Source organism: Streptomyces sp. NPDC087263, from assembly GCF_044744645.1.
In the GTDB taxonomy this organism is placed as follows: Bacteria; Actinomycetota; Actinomycetes; order Streptomycetales; family Streptomycetaceae; genus Streptomyces.
On sequence record NZ_JBIUYT010000002.1, the window covers coordinates 127,585 to 144,799 of the forward strand.

15 protein-coding genes and 1 pseudogene are annotated in these 17,215 nt (G+C 69.3%); 1 reads left to right on the forward strand and 15 read right to left on the reverse strand.

Annotated features, from left to right (window positions below):
• Positions 1-98: 98 nt before the first annotated feature.
• The 10 genes and pseudogenes from lepB (ACIPC1_RS05805) to proS all read right to left on the reverse strand — a co-directional run bounded on the left by lepB (ACIPC1_RS05805) (position 99) and on the right by proS (position 7,975).
• Positions 99-1,034, reverse strand: a complete 936-nt coding sequence (gene lepB / locus ACIPC1_RS05805) for a signal peptidase I (protein WP_402513612.1) — start codon at positions 1,032-1,034, stop codon at positions 99-101.
• Positions 925-2,010: pseudogene (lepB, locus tag ACIPC1_RS05810) on the reverse strand (signal peptidase I); the annotation flags it as partial. The pseudogene lepB (ACIPC1_RS05810) and the gene lepB (ACIPC1_RS05805), both read right to left, overlap by 110 nt.
• Entirely contained in the window at positions 2,003-2,719 is a 717-nt protein-coding gene (gene lepB / locus ACIPC1_RS05815) for a signal peptidase I (RefSeq protein WP_402513614.1), read from the reverse strand. The gene lepB (ACIPC1_RS05815) and the pseudogene lepB (ACIPC1_RS05810), both read right to left, overlap by 8 nt.
• Before the next feature lie 45 nt (positions 2,720-2,764).
• Positions 2,765-3,115 carry a 50S ribosomal protein L19 gene (rplS, locus tag ACIPC1_RS05820; RefSeq protein ID WP_402513616.1) on the reverse strand — a complete coding sequence of 117 codons (351 nt, stop codon included), beginning with the start codon at positions 3,113-3,115 and terminating at the stop codon, positions 2,765-2,767.
• A gap of 132 nt (positions 3,116-3,247) precedes the next feature.
• Positions 3,248-4,069, reverse strand: coding sequence for a tRNA (guanosine(37)-N1)-methyltransferase TrmD (gene trmD / locus ACIPC1_RS05825; protein WP_402513618.1), 822 nt, complete (start codon positions 4,067-4,069; stop codon positions 3,248-3,250).
• Positions 4,066-4,638, reverse strand: a complete 573-nt coding sequence (rimM, locus tag ACIPC1_RS05830; protein ID WP_402513620.1) for a ribosome maturation factor RimM — start codon at positions 4,636-4,638, stop codon at positions 4,066-4,068. The genes trmD and rimM overlap by 4 nt, the downstream gene beginning before the upstream one ends.
• An 84-nt stretch (positions 4,639-4,722) precedes the next feature.
• Entirely contained in the window at positions 4,723-4,962 is a 240-nt protein-coding gene (locus tag ACIPC1_RS05835) for an RNA-binding protein (RefSeq protein ID WP_005479813.1), read from the reverse strand.
• A gap of 2 nt (positions 4,963-4,964) precedes the next feature.
• Positions 4,965-5,384, reverse strand: a complete 420-nt coding sequence (gene rpsP, locus ACIPC1_RS05840) for a 30S ribosomal protein S16 (protein WP_402513622.1) — start codon at positions 5,382-5,384, stop codon at positions 4,965-4,967.
• Positions 5,385-5,706: 322 nt separating this feature from the next.
• The gene (locus ACIPC1_RS05845) at positions 5,707-6,309 is read right to left on the reverse strand and encodes a hypothetical protein (RefSeq protein WP_384378902.1); all 603 of its coding nucleotides are present in this window, start codon (positions 6,307-6,309) and stop codon (positions 5,707-5,709) included.
• Positions 6,310-6,559: 250 nt separating this feature from the next.
• Positions 6,560-7,975: a proline--tRNA ligase gene (proS, locus tag ACIPC1_RS05850; protein ID WP_402513624.1), complete on the reverse strand. Its 1,416-nt coding sequence runs from the start codon at positions 7,973-7,975 to the stop codon at positions 6,560-6,562.
• 199 nt (positions 7,976-8,174) lie between these two features.
• Here proS and ACIPC1_RS05855 point away from each other — a divergent pair, with 199 nt between their 5' ends.
• Entirely contained in the window at positions 8,175-9,032 is an 858-nt protein-coding gene (locus tag ACIPC1_RS05855) for an SAM-dependent methyltransferase (RefSeq protein WP_402513627.1), read from the forward strand.
• 180 nt (positions 9,033-9,212) lie between these two features.
• Here ACIPC1_RS05855 and ftsH read toward each other — a convergent pair whose 3' ends face one another.
• The 5 genes from ftsH to ACIPC1_RS05880 all read right to left on the reverse strand — a co-directional run bounded on the left by ftsH (position 9,213) and on the right by ACIPC1_RS05880 (position 17,189).
• The gene (gene ftsH / locus ACIPC1_RS05860; protein WP_402513629.1) at positions 9,213-11,138 is read right to left on the reverse strand and encodes an ATP-dependent zinc metalloprotease FtsH; all 1,926 of its coding nucleotides are present in this window, start codon (positions 11,136-11,138) and stop codon (positions 9,213-9,215) included.
• A 120-nt stretch (positions 11,139-11,258) separates the two neighbouring features.
• Positions 11,259-12,809: a signal recognition particle protein gene (ffh, locus tag ACIPC1_RS05865; protein WP_384378914.1), complete on the reverse strand. Its 1,551-nt coding sequence runs from the start codon at positions 12,807-12,809 to the stop codon at positions 11,259-11,261.
• A gap of 216 nt (positions 12,810-13,025) precedes the next feature.
• Complete coding sequence (locus ACIPC1_RS05870; RefSeq protein ID WP_402513632.1) at positions 13,026-15,488, reverse strand: [protein-PII] uridylyltransferase; 2,463 nt, start codon at positions 15,486-15,488, stop codon at positions 13,026-13,028.
• Positions 15,489-15,516: 28 nt separating this feature from the next.
• The gene (locus ACIPC1_RS05875) at positions 15,517-15,855 is read right to left on the reverse strand and encodes a P-II family nitrogen regulator (protein WP_164411711.1); all 339 of its coding nucleotides are present in this window, start codon (positions 15,853-15,855) and stop codon (positions 15,517-15,519) included.
• Positions 15,852-17,189 carry an ammonium transporter gene (locus ACIPC1_RS05880; protein ID WP_384378921.1) on the reverse strand — a complete coding sequence of 446 codons (1,338 nt, stop codon included), beginning with the start codon at positions 17,187-17,189 and terminating at the stop codon, positions 15,852-15,854. The genes ACIPC1_RS05875 and ACIPC1_RS05880 overlap by 4 nt, the downstream gene beginning before the upstream one ends.
• Positions 17,190-17,215: the final 26 nt, after the last annotated feature.

Here is a 17,215-nt window from a genome sequence, read left to right on the forward strand (position 1 = left end):
ACCGACTCCTCACGGCGCGCAGGACCCCCGTACAAACGGCAGGGCCGGTGCGCCCGGACGAATCCGAGCACACCGGCCCCAGGAGGAACTCCTGTGCGCTACTGCGACGCCTTGCGCCGGCGCCGCACCACGACCAGCGGCACAGCCCCTACGAGCGCCACGGCGCCCGGCGAGGTGATGGCGGCCGCCGCCTTGGTGTTGATGCCGGACTGGTCGAAGGTGTCCGGAACCGGGAGGGTGCCCCAGCGGTTGATGGGCCACGCCCTCACGATGGCGCGCCCGACGACCTCGTTCACCGGGACCATGCCGTGGTTCTTGTCCGTCTGGTTGTAGCGCGAGTCCCGTGAGTTCTGACGGTGGTCGCCCATTACCCAGATTTTGCCGGTGGGAACGGTGACCTTGAACTGGCCGCCCTCCTCATCGACGCTGCACGGGGTGTTCCCGGGGTACACGTACGGCTCGTTCAACGCTTTGCCGTTGACCGTCAGCGGTCCGGTGCCCTTGCACTCGATGGTGTCGCCGCCGACCCCGATGCCCCGCTTGATGAGGTCCTTCTCCTCGGCGGACGGCATGAGACCGATCCAGCTGAGAACCGTCTGCAGGGCGTTCGGGTTGGCCGCGGGCTCGCCGGCCAGCCAGGCGTCGGGATCGTGGAAGACGACGACCTCGCCGCGCTCCGGCTCGGAACCGAACCATGGGGTCAGCTTGTCGACGAGAACGCGGTCACCCTGCTGGAGGGTGTTCTGCATCGAGTCCGAGGGGATCGAGAACGCCTGGACCAGGAAGGTCTTGATGAGCAGCGCGAGCACCAGGGCGATGCCGATCAGGATCGGCAGCTCCTTCCAGAAGGAGCGCTGCTTCTGTTTCCTCGCCTGCTCGTCCTGCTCCGCGCGCTCCTGCTCCGCGTTGTCGTCCACGGACCCGCTCTCGGAGATTTCGGCGTCTACAGCTGGGGCAGCCGAGTCGTCGGGCCGCTCCGGCCGCCCTTCGGGACCTTCGTGTCCGGACCGTGCGCCGACCGCCACATCCCCCACATCCACTCCTCACTCCGTGCCGCAGCCCGCGTCGGATTCGTCGCAGGCCCACCACTCCCATAACGAGCGGGAGTTCCGCAGGGCTCGGGAGCGGGATCAATCCGTCTAGATCCGCAGGGGCCACCCTATGCGACGCGAGAAGAGCGGAGTTCGCATCTCCGGGCCCGTCGGCCACCGAGGCGTAGGTCCCCGGCTCCTCCAGACGTGTCCAGTGCCCGATGGGCCAGGCGATGATCATGGCCCGGCCGACGACGGAGTCCTCGGAGACGGTGCCGCCGTACTGGTCGGTGCGGTGGTAACGGGAGTCCGCGGAGTTGGACCGGTGATCGCCCATGACCCACAGGCGCCCTTCGGGCACCTTCACCTCGAACGCGAAGTCGGAGGGTTTGTCGCCGGCGAGGATGTACGGCTCGCTCAGCGGCGTTCCGTTGACGGTCACCCGCCCTTGCGCGTCACAGCACTTGACCGTGTCGCCGCCGACCCCGACGACCCGTTTGATGAGGTCCTGCTCGTTGTCGGACGGCAGCAGCCCGATGAAGGTGAGCCCTTGCTTGAGCTGCTTGACGACGACGGGGTCGTCCGCCTTCTTGGTCTCCTCCGCGGTGAGCCAGCCGCCCGGGTCCTGGAAGACGACGACGTCGCCGCGCTGGGGCTTGGAGCCGAACCACGGGGTGAACTTGTCGACCAGAACCCGGTCGCCGATCTGGATCGTGTTCTCCATGGAGCCCGACGGGATCACGAACGCCTGGACCAGGAAGGTCTTCAGGACCAGGGCTATGAGCACCGCGACGCCGACGAGGAGGGGTATCTCCTTGACCGACGAACGCCGCCTGCGCCGCTTGATCTTGCGGGCCAGCTTGCGCCGCTCGACACGGCTGGGGCGGGCCGCACCACCGGACGCGCGCCGGGTCCCGGTAGGCAGCAGGTTGTCGGCGGGATGGCTGGAAACTCCGCGCTGCTTACCGCGGTTACCCATGGGCACCGTCCCCGGCGGGCACGCGCGCGTAGGCACCGGGGCGCGTCAGCCGGGTCCAGTGGTCCGCGGGCCAGGCGATCCAGTCCGCTCTGCCGATGACGTCACCGACAGGGATCATGCCGCCTCCCGGTGACCCCAGATGGTCGCGGGAATCGCGGGAGTTGCTGCGATGGTCGCCGAGGAGGAAGAGGGTTCCGTCGGGCACGACGACGTCGAAGGGCACGTCGGACGGACTGTCCCCCGGGTACAGAAACGTCGACTCGTCGACCGACCGGCCGTTCACCTCGACCCTCCCCTCCTTGTCGCAGCAGACCACATGGTCTCCCCCCACACCGACAACGCGCTTGATGTAGTCGGCGTTTCCGAAGTACCCGGTTCCGTCGAACACAACGACGTCACCCCGCTGCGGCTCGGCACCGAAACGGTACGCCAACTTATTTACGAGAACGCGGTCGCCAACCCTCAATCCGAGCTCCATGGAGCCGCTGGGAATCTGGAAGGGCTGCATCACAAAGGTGCTGAAAAAGAGCAGAAAGAGCAGGCAGGCCAGCGCGGTGAGAGTAATCCGCCCACCTGGGAGCCAGTCCGCGACACGGGCCACCAAAGCGAAACGCGACCGTCCCTCCGGCCCCTCTGTGTCCGAGATCTCCTCGGACACACCAGGACGGGAGGAGCGGTCGCGCTCCGTGTGCTGTGCTTCGGTGTTCATCGGAGCCAGATGCTATCCGGCCCCGATATGAACACTCCCGCGAGCTCAGTTGTCGCGCTTCTCCTTGATCTTCGCGGCCTTGCCGCGCAGGTCGCGCAGGTAGTACAGCTTGGCGCGACGCACGGCACCGCGGGAGACGAGCTCGATCTTCTCGACGATCGGAGTGTGCACCGGGAAGGTGCGCTCGACGCCCACGGAGAAGGAGACCTTGCGAACCGTGAAGGTCTCACGGACACCGGCGCCCTGGCGGCGGATGACTACGCCCTTGAACTGCTGCACACGAGAGCGGTTGCCCTCGATGACGCGGACGTGGACGTTGACGGTGTCACCCGGGCGGAAGGCCGGGATGTCGGTGCGCAGCGACGCGCTGTCGACGGAGTCGAGCAGGTGAGTCATTTTGTCTGCTTTCTTCGCTGATGCCACAGGTCATCAACGGAAGTCGTTTCCAAAAGAGGTGCTGTCTTCGCCGGGGCGGGCGTCGTGTCCCCCTGTGGCAGGGGCGCACGCCGGACGACGCACAACAGCCCCCTATTGTTCCACGGCCTCTGGCCTGCGCCAAAATCGGCCGTCGGGCCCGGGCTCCCAGCCCAGGATCGAGAGCATTTCGCGGTCCTTCTTGTCGAAGGCCGAGGGATCGCAGCGCTCGATGAGGTCGGGCCGGTTGGCCGTCGTACGCCGCAGCGCCTCGTCCCGGCGCCAGCGGGCGATCTTCCCGTGGTGACCGCTGAGGAGCACCTCGGGGATCCCGCGGCCGCGCCACTGAGGAGGCTTGGTGTAGATCGGCCCCTCCAGGAGGTCGGCCATGGCCCCGGGCGCGAAGGAGTCGTCCCGGTGCGACTCCGCGTTGCCGAGGACACCCGGCAGCAGCCGGGCCACGGCCTCCGTAACGACGAGTACGGCCGCTTCACCGCCGGCCAGTACGTAGTCCCCGATGGACACCTCGTAGACGGGCATCCGCGTCGCGTACTCGTCGACGACCCGGCGGTCGATGCCCTCGTAGCGGGCGGGCGTGAAGACGAGCCAGGGACGCTCGGAGAGCTCGACGGCGAGCTCCTGGGTGAAGGGGCGTCCACTGGGGGTGGGCACGACCAGCACGGGCCCGTGCGAGCCCGTCTCGTAGCCCTCAGCGAGTACGGAGTCCAGGGCGTCGCCCCAGGGATCGGTCTTCATGACCATGCCGGGGCCGCCGCCGTAGGGGGTGTCGTCGACCGTGTTGTGGCGGTCGTACGCCCACTCCCGAAGATCATGCACGTGCACCTTCAGCTGTCCACGCGCGCGTGCCTTGCCGACCAGCGAGACGTTCAGGGGCTCCAGGTACTCGGGGAAGATCGTGACGACGTCGAGCCTCATCCGGTTTCGTCCTCCGACGAGGCGGCGCCGTGTCCATCAGCGACTTCGTCGCTGGCGGCCGGGTCGTCGATGAGCCCCGGCGGCGGGTCGATGACCGCCCGCTGCTCCGCCAGGTCGATCTCGGTGACGATCTCCTCGACGAACGGGATCAGCACCTCGGTCCCGTCCGGCCGCTCGACCACGAAGAGGTCCTGTGACGGCAGATGGGAGATCTCGGTGATCCGCCCGACCTCGGTGCCGTCGACCGTGACGACATCCAGGTCCATCAGCTGGTGGTCGTAGTACTCCTCCGGGTCCTCGGGCTTGTCGTCCGGGTCGACCTCGGCGATGAGCAGGGTGTTGCGCAGCGCCTCGGCGGCGGTCCGGTCGCGGACGCCTTCGAAGCGCAGCAGGAGACGGCCGCTGTGGACGCGGCCCGTCTCGATGGTCAGCGGTCCGGCGGAGGCCGGGTCGGTGAGCAGGACGGCGCCGGGCCCGAGCCTGCGTTCCGGCTCGTCCGTACGTACCTCCACGGTGACCTCGCCCTTGATGCCATGGGCACGGCCGACGCGAGCGACTACCAGCTGCACTGTGCTTGATCTCCTGTCAGTACGACTACGGGCCGGGGACGGCCCGAAAGGCCCTCCCCGGCCCGAGCCGGTGCTGCGTGTACGTCAGCGGACGTGATCCACGTCGACAAGGTCGACGCGGACACCGCGGCCGCCGATAGCACCCACGACGGTACGCAGAGCGCGTGCGGTGCGGCCGTTGCGGCCGATCACCTTGCCGAGGTCGTCGGGGTGGACCCGGACCTCGAGAACGCGCCCACGGCGCAGGTCACGCGAGGCGACCTGCACATCGTCGGGGTTGTCGACAATGCCCTTCACGAGGTGCTCGAGAGCCTCCTCGAGCATGCTCAGGCCTCGGTCGACTCGGACGCGGCCGGAGCCTCGTCCTTCTTCTCAGCCTTCTTCTTCTGGGTGATGGCCTCACCCTTGCCCGCCTCTTCGCCACCGAGGGCTTCGAACAGCGGGCGCGCGGCCTTCGGCTCGGCCACGAGCAGCGGAGCCGGGGCGGGCAGGCCCTTGAACTTCTGCCAGTCGCCGGTCAGCTTGAGAATGGCGAGAACCGGCTCGGTCGGCTGCGCGCCGACACCCAGCCAGTACTGCGCACGCTCGGTGTCGACCTCGATGCGCGAGGGGTTCTGCACCGGGTGGTACAGGCCGATCTCCTCGATGGCCCTGCCGTCACGGCGGGTACGGGAGTCGGCGACGACGATGCGGTAGTGAGGCGAACGGATCTTGCCCAGACGCTTCAGCTTGATCTTGACTGCCACGGGAGTGGTCTCTCCTGGTCTTGACGTGGTTGGGCACGGCGAGATGGCCGCGTGGGGTTGCGGTACCCGAGTGCCCGATGGACGCGTCAGCCGGAGGAGAGAGGGGTCCTATGCGGCTGTCGAGTACAGCTGGCCATTCTGCCACACCCTGGCGGGCGACCGGACCCCGGTGACGCCCTTACCTGGGCACGACGGCTCCCGGCGCCGGGACGAGCCGGATCACGACCGTGTGTTCCGGCACCCACGAGGTGCCGCCGCTCACCGTCGAAACCGACTGAAACCACCGGGCCCACCGCGCACCCGGCGCCTACGGGATACCGCCTCAGCCGGCCGCCGCGCCGACCACCTCAGGGATCCGGAACGGTTTGCCGCACCCTCCGCACACGATCGGCGCCTGTGCCAGCACCGACGGAACGACTCGTACGTTGCGGCCGCAGTCGCACACCGCCTTCACTCGCACGCCTCCTCCGGAGGAGCCGTGTCTGGCGGCCGGGCCCCGGAAACTGCGGGCCGTGTCCGCGGCGGTCGCGACGGTGTGCGCCTTGAGGGAGCGCTGCAACCGCTCGATGGTCGGGCGGTAGCGTCGTTTCGCCTCGGGGTTGAGCATGACCAGCGAGAAGCCACTGCTGGGGTGTGGCTCCTCCGGGTGGTCCAGGCCCAACTCCTCGGCGATCGCGAGGAATCTGCGGTTGTGGTAGCGGCCGGCGCGCGAGGTGTCGCGGACTCCGCGCGCGGCTGCGATGCCATGGACTGCCTCATGAAGCAGTCGCTCGAAGGAGAGCTCGTGCCCGCAGGCGGACGACGACTCCCCGATCAGGGACTCTGGCGCGGCAAGGTCCGGCAACTCGGGGTGGTACCGCTGAATCTCGGCCCACGCCTCTGCCAGCTCTGCGGCGAGAACAGGTGGTGTCTGTGTCGTGCTCACGTAATGACAACGAGCGGGGGTACCGCCGTGTTCCTATTCCGGGGCATCTCAAATAATTTGCACGTACCCGTCAGTTGCCGCTGATGCGTCCGGACGAGGGCGGGTGCGCTGATCTGCGGAGAAGCCTCACAGTTCATACCTAGCCGGTACGTAGACACCCGTACGCCCCTGCGCGTAGACGAGGTCCGCGCCACGGGGCACCTGTGGTCATCAGATGCGCAAGAGGCGTTTCGGTCGCAGTTGGGCAAACCTAGTACGCGCGCGCCACGACGGCGACGTTACCGGGTGAATCGTCGGAGTCGGGCACCGACCCGTCCGCGGCGATCAGACACCGTACGGTCACGGAGTGTTCGGCCAGCCTGGCCTCGCCCTCTTCGCCGAGGTCGGCCCACGGAATGCGCGCCCAGCCGCCGGCCACCGCCGCCTCGACGGCCTCCTCGACCGTCGACACCTCCGCCGTCCGGGACTCACGCCGCGCGCGCGACTGCTCGAGAAGCAACGCCTGGTCCTCTTCGAGGGCGGCGGGAAGCAGGGTGGCGAGGCTGTCGATCGACACCGGCTCCTTGCCGCCGCGGATACGACGGACCAGCATCACGGTGCCGTTCTCCAGGTCACGGGGTCCGAGCTCGATGCGTACGGGCACTCCCTTGAGCTCCCAGTCGACGGCGCGGCGCCCGAAAGGCGTGTCCGTGCGGTCGTCCACGTGCACCCGCACGCCTGCCGCCTTCAACTGATCGCCGATTTCGCGGACCTTGGCCAGAACCGCATCGTCGCCCTTGATCGCGAGGACGACGGCCTGCACGGCGGCGAGCCGTGGCGGCACCCGCAACCCGTTGTCATCACCGTGCGACATGATCAGGCCGCCCACCATGCGGGTCGACGACCCCCAGGAGGTCTGCCAGACGAGCTCCTGCCGGCCGTCCCTGGACAGGAACCGGGTGTGGAAGGCCTTCGCGAAGTTCTGCCCGAGCTCGTGACTGGTGCCCATCTGAAGGGCCTTGCCGTCGGCCATCATCGCTTCGAGCGTGAGGGTGTTGATGGCTCCGGCGAACCGCTCGCTCGCCGTCTTGCGCCCGAGGACGACATCGATCCCGAGGACGTTGACCATGAAGTCGGCGTACACCTTCTCGTGGATGTACGCGGCGTAGTCCCTGGCCTCCTCGTACGTGGCGTGGGCGGTGTGCCCTTCCTGCCACAGGAACTCGGTCGTACGGAGGAACACGCGCGGGCGCATCTCCCAACGGACCACGTTCGCCCACTGGTTGATCAGCAGCGGCAGGTCACGGTAGCTCTGCACCCACTTGGAGAAGTATTCGTTGATGATCGTCTCGGAGGTGGGGCGGACGACGAGCGGCTCCTCCAGCTCCTTGCCGCCGCCGTGCGTGACGACCGCGAGCTCCGGGGCGAAGCCCTCGACGTGCTCGGCCTCCCTCGTCAGGTACGACTGCGGGATGAAGAGCGGGAAGTACGCGTTCTGGGCACCCGCTTCCTTGATACGGGCGTCCATCTCCTGCTGCATCCGCTCCCACAGCCCGTATCCGTACGGTCGGATGACCATGGTTCCACGCACCGGACCGTTGTCGGCCAGCTCGGCCTTGTTGATCAGATCCTGGTACCAGCGCGGGAAATCGTCCGCCTGGGGCGTGAGAACGGGTGCCTTGGCCATGGCGCGATGGTACGGGCCCACGTTGCCGGGATGTGAATTCTTACCGAGCGCACACCTGACGCCCAAACCGGGCGCCTCAACCCCTGGACGGCACGTCGAGTGCGGAGTTTCCTGGCATACGGGGGGAGTGCGGCGCACTGTCACGGGGGTCGGGGTAACGGGGCGCAGCGACAACTCTCGGCGGATTGGGGCGCTTTCTATGACACCTACGCTCGTGCGGCAGGACCTACCTCACGCGGGGCCGGTGCCCCGGGTGGACCCGTGTGCCCGCGCGCGTGACTGGGCCGAGATCCAGGAGCGCATGCTGGTGCCGCTCCATGAGGCCGTCTACGAGCGACTCGAAGTGGGCAGCGGAACGCGGCTGCTCGGCCTGCGCTGTGGCTCCGGGCTCGCCCTTCTGATGGCGGCCTCGCGGGGCGCCGCGGTCACCGGTGTCGACTTCGGTTCGCCCCAACGAGTGGCCCTCGCGCGGGAGCGGTTACTGCCCCGGACGTGGGGCACGCGCGTGCGTGCGGACACCCGCCTCGTCGACGGCATCCCCGAAGACGTGGCCGACGCGGCGGTACCTCCGTTCAACCTGATCACCGCCCTCGAGCCCATCGGGTGTGCGGCCGGCGACTCCGAAGGACTCGCCGAACTCCTGGACTCGGCGACACCACTCGCCGAACGGGGGACGCCCGTGGTGCTCGCCGGGTGGGGGCCGCCGGAACGGTGCGCCACCTCGTCCGTGCTGCGGGTCGCCACCAAGCTGGCCGACCCCCTGCGGACGGCGGGCAGTTGGCGGGCCGCCCGTCGTGACGACCTCGAGGAGGTCGCCCAGCGGGCCGGGCTCAGGCCGGACGGGTCGGGGCGGGTCGCCTGTCCGTTCGGGTATGCCGATGTGGACAGCGCGGTGCGGGGGTTGTTGTCGACCGGGCTGTTCGACGCGGCGGTCGGGGCGACGGACGAGGCGCAAGTCGACAAGGAGCTCCGGGAGGCGCTGCATCCCCATCGACGACGGGACGGAGCGGTGTGGATGCCGAACGTCTTCCGATACCTGATCGCCCGTACGAGGTGAGGTGACAGACGTTTTTCGCCCCCTCCGCCCCTGCCCGTCCCTTGTTCCTGGGGGCTACCGCCCCCAGACCCCCGCTGGTCGCGCTGAACGCGCTCGTCCTCAAACGCCGGACGGGCTGAAGCGGGGCGGCATCCCGGAAGTACGGGACGGGCAGGGGCGGAGGGGGCGAACAAACCCCACCTACGCCAGCCGCTTCACCCCCGCGATCCGGTACGCGTCCGCCTCCTCCAGCGTCTCGTTCGCCAGCAACGCCTCGGCCAGGGCGTCCAGCTGCCCCCGGTGATCGCGGAGCTTCTGGCACGCCTCCTCGTAGCACTCGTCGACGATGCGGCGCATCTCGTGGTCGATCGAGTCGAGGGTCGCCGGGGCGGCGGAGAGGCCGTAGGCCTGCTGGGCGTCGTTCGGGAGGGCGGAGAGCCGGCCCACGCGTTCACTCATGCCCCAGCGAGCGACCATGCCGCGCGCGAGGTTCGTGACCTGCTCCAGGTCGTTCTCCGAACCCGTCGTGACGACTCCGTAGACGACGTGTTCGGCGGCCATGCCTCCCAGGGCGCCGATGATGCGACCGCGCAGATACTCCTCCGTGTACGCGTACCGGTCCGCGTCCGGGGTGGAGAGCGTGACGCCGAGAGCGCGCCCGCGCGGGACGATGGTGATCTTGCGGACGGGGTCGGCGCCGGGCTGGAGCATGCCGAGGAGGGCATGGCCGCTCTCGTGATAGGCGGTCCGGCGGCGTTCCTCGGCGGGCATCACCAGGGGCCGTTCGGCGCCCAGTTGCACCTTTTCGAGCGCTTCGGAGAGGTCCGCCCGCGTGACCTGGTCCTGCTTCCGCTTGACGGCGAGGAGCGCGGCCTCGTTGGCGAGGTTGGCCAGATCGGCGCCGGTCATGCCCGGGGTCGAACGGGCCACCTGGGCCAGATCCACGTCCGGGGCCAGCGGAATCCCCCGGGTGTGGATCTCCAGGATGGCCTCGCGGCCGCCACGGTCGGGTGGCGAGACGTTGACGACGCGGTCGAAGCGGCCGGGGCGGGTGAGCGCCGGGTCCAGAATGTCCGCGCGGTTCGTCGCCGCGATGACGATGACGCCCTCCGAGCCCGAGAAGCCGTCCATCTCGGTCAGGATCTGGTTCAGTGTCTGCTCGCGCTCGTCGTGGCCGCCCATGCCCGAACCGCCGGCCCGCGCCCGCCCGATCGTGTCGATCTCGTCGATAAAGATGATGGAGGGGGCCACCTTGCGGGCCTCCCCGAACAGTTCGCGGACCCGGGACGCGCCCACGCCCACGATCATCTCGATGAACTCGGACGCCGAGGCCGAGAAGAACGGCACACCCGCCTCCCCCGCGACCGCCCGCGCGAGCAGCGTCTTGCCGGTGCCGGGAGGGCCGGCCAGCAGCACCCCACGGGGCATCTTGGCGCCCATCTTCCGGTACTCGTCGGGGTTCTTGAGGAAGTCCACGACGTCGTTCAGTTCGCCCTCGACCTCGTCGATCCCGGCCACGTCGGCGAACGTCGTGCGCTGGGCCCCGGGCTGCAGCTCGACCGGTTTCGGCGGTGCCTTGCGGCCGAGCATGCCGCCCGCGCCGCCCATGCCGGCTCTCATCCGCCGGGCGATGAAGATCCACAGGACGACGAGCAGCAGCATCGGCGCGAGCGAGATCAGCAGGTTGGACAGGAAGCTGCGCTGCTGGACCACCGGCTCGGCGGTCACCGTGACGTTGTGCTTGTCCAGGTTCTCCCAGAGCTGGTCGTCCGCGAAGGACGGCCGCTGGGTCTTGAACTTGGTGTACTTCCCGTCGCCCTCCGGGTTGTCCAGGGCGTTCTTGAGCTGGCCCTGGATCGCGTCGCCCGTGGAGTAGATCTTGGTGACGTTGCCGTCGTCGACCTGCTTGCTGAACTCGGTGTACGAGATCGTCGGCTCGTCACCGTCGTTGAAGAAGGACAGCACCAGGTTGGCGATCAGGTACACGACCAGGGCGGTGAGGATCAGACCGCCCCAGCCGCCGGGCATCTTCCTCCTGCCGGAAGGCGGCGGCGTCGGCTCGGGCGGAGTGCCCTCGGTACGCCACGGCTGGTCATGGGTCTTGCGTGGCGGCACAGGGTTGCTCATATCCGGACGTTACGACAGGAAAAGGGCGCCAGCACCCGCAGGGAACGCACTGGGGGCGCCCCCGAACAGGAGGGCGCCCCCAGAGTCGCACGAGAAAAGAATCCCGCACGCGAGGAACCGTCAGCCCATGAACTTCTTGAACTCGTCCGGCAGCTCGAAGTCCTGGGGCGCCTGCTGGGGCAGTCCGAGGGCGCCGCCCGGCTGGGCGCCGGCCTCGCGGCGGGCCGCAGCCTCCGCCTCCTCCTGCTTGCGCTTCATCGGGTTGCCGGAGCGCTGCTTGCCCTTGGCCTGCTTCTGCTTCTTCTTGGTGCGGCCCGGACCACCACCCATGCCCGGCACCCCGGGCATGCCCGGCATTCCGCCGCCCTGGGCCATGCGGGACATCATCTTGCGTGCCTCGAAGAAGCGCTCGACCAGGCCCTTGACCGCGCTGACGTCGACGCCGGAGCCCTTGGCGATACGGGCACGGCGCGAGCCGTTGATGATCGTCGGCTCGTGGCGCTCGCCCGGGGTCATCGACTTGATGATCGCGGCCGTGCGGTCGACATCGCGCTCGTCGAGGTTGGCGATCTGGTCCTTGATCTGGCCCATGCCCGGGAGCATGCCGAGCAGCTTGCTGATGCTGCCCATCTTCCGGACCTGTTCCATCTGGGCGAGGAAGTCGTCGAGCGTGAAGTCCTGGCCCTTCTTGGACGCCAGCTTCGAGGCCATCTCCTGGGCCTCTTCTTGGCTGAACGTCTTCTCCGCCTGCTCGATCAGGGTGAGCAGGTCACCCATGTCGAGGATGCGGGAGGCCATCCGGTCCGGGTGGAACGCGTCGAAGTCGTCGAGCTTCTCGCCGTTCGACGCGAACATGATCGGCTTGCCGGTGACCGACGCGATGGAGAGGGCCGCGCCGCCCCGGGCGTCGCCGTCGAGCTTGGAGAGCACCACACCGTCGAAGCCGACACCGTCACGGAAGGACTCCGCGGTGTTGACCGCGTCCTGGCCGATCATCGCGTCGACGACGAAGAGGATCTCGTCCGGGCTGACGGCATCCCTGATGTCCGCGGCCTGCCGCATCAGTTCCTGGTCGATGCCCAGGCGGCCCGCCGTGTCCACGATCACGATGTCGTGGACCTTCTGCTTGGCGAACTCGATGGAGTCCTTGGCGACCTTGACCGGGTCACCGACGCCGTTGCCCGGCTCGGGCGCGTAGACGGCGACGCCCGCGCGCTCGGCGACGACGCTGAGCTGGGTCACGGCGTTCGGACGCTGGAGGTCGGCGGCGACGAGGAGCGGCGAGTGGCCCTGGTCCTTCAGCCACTTGCCGAGCTTGCCCGCGAGCGTGGTCTTACCGGCACCCTGTAGACCCGCCAGCATGATGACGGTGGGCGGGTTCTTGGCGAACCGGAGCCGGCGGGTCTCGCCGCCGAGGATCGTGACGAGTTCCTCGTTCACGACCTTCAGGACCTGCTGGGCAGGGTTCAGCGCCTTGGAGACCTCGGCGCCGAGGGCGCGTTCCTTGACGTTCTTGATGAAGGTCCGCACGACCGGCAGGGCGACGTCGGCTTCGAGGAGCGCGATACGGATCTCGCGTGCGGTGGCGTCGATGTCAGCTTCGGACAGCCGGCCCTTGCCCCGCAGGTTCTTGAACGTCGCTGAGAGGCGATCGGAGAGAGTATCGAACACGGCGCTCGTCTGTCCTCAGGGGTCGGGGGCGATGGGAATCGCCCTCCAGGGTATCTGGCCGCGCGCGGAAGGGACTCCACCGCGTTGGTACGAGGCTGAGGGCACCCCCGTATTCGGACTCACGCCGCGTTCGTACGCCCCTGACGGCATCCCCCGTACGCGGGCTCGCCCTCACGCGCTCAGGCGTCCCCCGTACGCGGGCTCGCCCTCACGCGCTCACCCCCGCAGCATCTCTTCCAGCCCCCGCGCCACCGCGGCCGCCTCTTCCCCCGGCAGGGGCGCGCCCTTCGCCCCCGTCACATAGAAGGCGTCCACGGCGTTCGCGCCCAGCGTCGACACATGCATGCTCCGCACCCGTACGTTCGCCTCCTCCAGCGCCCGTCCGATGCGGTGCAGCAGGCCGGGGGCGTCATGGGCGCGGACCTCGATGACGGTGGCATGACGTGATGCCGCGGGCGCGACCGTGACCCGGGGCGGCGGCGCGACCGTGCCCCGGCGCCGGGGGTAGGCGGCGTCCCGCTCGGCGAGACGGGCCGCGATGTCCAGGGAGCCGTCCAGTGCGCGTACGAGATCGGCGCGCAGACGGGCGGCCTGGGGCAGGGAGCCGTACTCGGCGGCGACCCGCCAGTTGAGCAGCAGGACCGAGCCCTGGACGCCGTCGGGCAGGTCGAGGGCGCGCAGTCCGGCCGTGCGGACGGTCAGCCGGTGCATGGCGAGGACGCCCGCGACGGCGGGGAGCACTCCGGGCTGGTCGGGTACGGCGATGAGGAGTTCCACGCCCAGCGGTTCCGGGTCGTGCGACGCGGAGGTGGCTGCGGCCTCGGAGTCGACCGGTTCGGTCTGGGCGCGCAGCGAGAGTACGGGCCCGCCCGTGCGGAACGACTCGATGGAGAGCCGTTCCTGTTCGGCCGTGGGGGCGGCGGCCTCGGGTTCCTCGGGGGCATCCCCGGAGAGCGACGCCGAGACCCGCTTCACCAGGTCGGTGACCAGGGAGCTGCGCCACGAGGACCAGGCGGCGGGCCCGGTGGCCAGGGCGTCCGCCTCGGTGAGCGCGTGCAGCAGTTCGAGCGTGCCCTGCGAGCCGACCGCCTCGGCGACCGAGCGCACAGTGGCCGGGTCCTCCAGGTCGCGCCGGGTCGCGGTCTCGATGAGCAGCAGATGGTGGCGTACGAGGGTGGCGAGCACCGCCACGTCCGCGCGGTCGAAGCCGATCCGGGCGGCCACGTCCCGGGCGATGATCTCGCCCGCCACGGAGTGGTCGCCGGGCCAGCCCTTGCCGATGTCGTGCAGCAGGGAGGCGACGAGGAGCAGGTCGGGGCGGCCCACGCGGCGGGCGAGTTCGGAGGCGCGGACGGCCGTCTCGATGAGGTGGCGGTCGACGGTCCAGATGTGGACGGCGTTGCGCTGCGGCCGGCAACGCACGCGCTCCCAGTCGGGCAGCAGTCTGGTGATCAGGCCCTCCGCCTCCAGCGCCTCCCAGACCTCGATGGTCGGGCGGCCGGAGCCGAGGAGTGTGACGAGTTGTTCGCGCGCCTCGGCGGGCCAGGGCGTGGGCAGCGGGCGCGCGGTTGCCGCCATGCGCCGTACCGCGTGCAGGGAGAGCGGAAGTCCCGACTGCGCCGCCGCGGCCGCCGCACGCAAGGGGAGTACGGGGTCGCGCTCGGGGCGCGCGGCGCGTGCGAGCACCACCTCGCCGTCCTGCTCGACCACGCCCTCGGCGAGCGGTGAGCGTTCCGTGGCGGGCTTGGCGCCACCGCCGAGCATGGCGCGCAGACGCGGACGCACGGCGCGCGACCGCAGTACGCGCCCCACTTCGCGCCAGGTCACATCGCTCGCATACGAAACGACGCGCGCCGCCTCGTACACCTGGCGCAGCAGTGTGTCGGCGTCGAGGAGTCCCAGTTCCGCGGCGACCTGGTCCTGTTCCTGGAGTGCGAGGCGGTCGGTGGCGCGGCCGGTGGTGAGGTGGAGTGCGTCGCGGACGTCCAGGAGACGCCTTCGTGCGTCGCTGAGGCCTTCGCGGGGCGCGTCGGCGAGCCAGGAGGCGGCCACGGCGCGCAGGGCGGTGGCATCGCGCAGTCCGCCGCGCGCCTCTTTCAGGTCCGGCTCCAGCAGGTACTGCAACTCGCCCTGGCGCTCGGCCCGTTCGGCGCAGAGCTCCTGGAGCTCGGGGAGACGTTTCGGCGCCTGGTTGCGCCAGTCGGCGAGGACGGCCGTACGCAGTGAGGCGGTGAGGCCGAGGTCGCCCACGATGTGCCGGGCGTCGAGCAGGCCCAGCTGGACCTTGAGGTCCTCGCTCGCGGTCTTGCGGGCCTCGGTGGGCGTACGGACGGAGTGGTCGAGGGCGAGGCCGAGGTCCCAGACGGGGTACCAGATGCGGTCGGCCAGGGCGGCCACGGCGCCGGAGTCGCTGCCGTCGTGCAGGAGGAGCAGGTCGAGGTCGCTGCGCGGGGAGAGCTCACCGCGGCCGTAGCCGCCGACGGCGACGAGGGAGACGCCGCGCAGCGCCTCGGCGCCGGCGTCGAAGAGGCCGGTGAGCCAGTCGTCGGTGAGTTCGGCCAGGGCAGCACGACGCGGCGGCCCGGACTGCGCCTCCCCCTGGAGGAGGCGCAGCCGGGCCGCCGCATAGCCGCTGGGTCCCGAGTCCTCTGCTTCCGAACGCGTGCCCGTACTCGTCACCCAGCGACTCCTGTCTTTCTTTGTCTCTTTAGAGCGCGTCCGGGCCGCGCTCGCCGGTCCTGACCCGGACGGCGGTCTCGACCGGGATCGACCAGACCTTGCCGTCACCGATCTTGCCGGTGCGGGCCGCCTTGACGATGACGTCGATCAGGCCTTCGGCGTCGTCGTCCTCGGCCAGCACCTCGATGCGGATCTTGGGGACCAGGTCGACCGTGTACTCGGCACCACGGTAGACCTCGGTGTGTCCCCGCTGCCGACCGTAGCCGCTGGCCTCGGTGACCGTCAGGCCGTGTACTCCGAAGGCCTGGAGGGCCTCCTTGATCTCGTCGAGCCGGTGCGGCTTCACGACGGCGGTGATGAGCTTCATGCGTCCACCTTCTTGGCCGTGCCCGCAGCGGGGGTCGGGGTGGAGGTGAAGCCCGCACCACCACCGGTGCCGCTGAAGTCGTATGCGGTCTCGGCGTGCTCGGCCTGGTCGATGCCCGCGACCTCCTCGTCCTCGCTGACCCGCATCCCGATCGTCTTGTCGATCAGGAAGGCGAGGATCGCGGAGGCGATGAGGGAGTAGGCGAGGACGGCGCCGACACCGGCGCACTGCTTCCAGAACTGGGTCAGGCCGCCGCCGTAGAAGAGGCCCTCGACATCGGACTGGCCCTTGCCGGAGGCGAAGAAGCCGATGAGCAGGGAGCCGGCGACACCGCCGACGAGGTGGACACCGACGACGTCGAGCGAGTCGTCGTAGCCGAACTTGTACTTCAGGCCGACGGCCATGGCGCACAGCACACCGGCGATGGCGCCGACGGCGATCGCGCCGAGCGGGGAGACCGCACCGCCGGACGGGGTGATCGCGACCAGACCGGCGACCGCACCGGAGGCGGCACCCAGCGTGGTGAACGCGCCGTGCCGGATCTTCTCGTAGGCGAGCCAGGCGAGCATCGCAGCGGCGGTGGCGATCTGCGTGTTGAGGAACATCAGCGCGCCGACACCGTCGTCGTTGCCGAGCCACGAACCGGCGTTGAATCCGAACCAGCCGAACCACAGCAGACCGGCGCCGAGCATGACCAGCGGGAGGCTGTGCGGGCGCATCGGGTCCTTCTTGAAGCCCACACGCTTACCGATGACGAGGATCACGCCGAGCGCCGCCGCACCGGCGTTGATGTGAACCGCCGTACCACCCGCGAAGTCGATCACGCCGAGTTCGAACGCCCAGCCGCCGGTGCCCCACACCCAGTGCGCGACCGGGAAGTACACGACCGTGACCCACAGGGCGATGAAGAGGGACCATGCGGTGAACTTCACGCGGTCCGCAAGAGCGCCGCTGATCAGAGCCGGTGTGATGATGGCGAACATCAGCTGGAACGCGGCGAAGACCGTGATCGGGATGGTGTAGCCGTCCCAGAGGTCCGTGATGCCGACACCGCCGAACCCGACGTAGTCGGAGGTCCAGCCGATGAGCGAGCCCTTGTCCGTACCGAAGGCGAGGGAGAAGCCGTACACCACCCACAGGATGGTGACTATGCCCATGCTGATGAAGCTCATCATCAGCATGTTCAAGGTGCTCTTTACGCGGACCATGCCTCCGTAGAAGAAGGCCAGGCCGGGCGTCATGATCAGCACCAGGGCGGAACAGATGAGCATGAACCCTGTGTTGGCAGCAGACAGCGTGGGTGCATCTGCGGCAAGGGTGATGGCTGGTGCCATCGGCGTCTCCTCGTCGGTTGGTACGG